This window comes from Micromonospora sp. ALFpr18c (assembly GCF_008868155.1).
Taxonomy (GTDB): Bacteria; Actinomycetota; Actinomycetes; order Mycobacteriales; family Micromonosporaceae; genus Micromonospora.
Window position 1 is genome coordinate 1 of sequence record NZ_WBKR01000451.1, and the last position, 714, is coordinate 714.

1 protein-coding gene is annotated in these 714 nt (G+C 64.4%); it reads right to left on the bottom strand.

Annotation, left to right across the window (positions count from 1 at the left end; translation table 11 throughout):
* Positions 1-201: 201 nt before the first annotated feature.
* Entirely contained in the window at positions 202-540 is a 339-nt protein-coding gene (locus tag F8271_RS31655) for a hypothetical protein (RefSeq protein ID WP_151493427.1), read from the bottom strand.
* Positions 541-714 lie beyond the last annotated feature (174 nt).

Below are 714 nucleotides of genomic sequence, written 5' to 3' on the forward strand. Positions count from 1 at the left end.
GGAGGGCAGGCACGGGACTCCATTGATCACTGAGCGTAGAGAACTCCGATGATCAACCTCCCGTGCCTGCTTGCTACCCCCGGGTATCCAACTGTCCGAATCTTGGATACCTATTGCCGGTCGCTCTTAATCCACTCGGCTTCGGCGAAAGCGGGCTATCCCCAGGCCCCGGATACCCCACTTTCGGTGAACGGGAGTGGATCACCCTCGGCGCGGACCGTCGGCACTGTCTCCGGTTGCGCTGGCGTCCGCAATGTCCGGGATGGAGGAACCCTTCGGGGGAATTGCGGTCGAGCCCCCTTCTCCGGCCGTGCCGCCTGCCGACGGGTCGCCTTCGGCCGTGTCGCCTGCGGATGGGCCGCCTTCGGACCGCTTCCCGGTCGCGCCGAAGGCGAGCGCGAAGGCGATGCCGAGGGCGACACCGAAGGCGACTCCACCCGTCGAACCGAACGAGGGGATGCCGATCACCAGACCGATCAGAATGCCGACCGGCCATGCCCAGGCGTTGGACGTGCTCTTCTCCGTCTTGGGCTCTGCCATCCCTCAATGTTATTCGCCGACCCGAACTACCCCATCAGGCTGGGCGGCACGGGCGTTTCAAGATCATCTTACGGTGGGTAGTGGTCACCACGTCGGCGTGTCGAATGGGGACGAAGCTCCGTTAGGACGAGGTCTTCTCACGGATCTGGTCCACCCGGAGCTTCGTCATGGCGC

Coding starts and splice junctions, on each gene's coding strand:
- F8271_RS31655 (WP_151493427.1), bottom strand. CDS start 540: ATGGCAGAGCCCAAGACGGAGAAGAGCACGTCCAACGCCTGGGCATGG.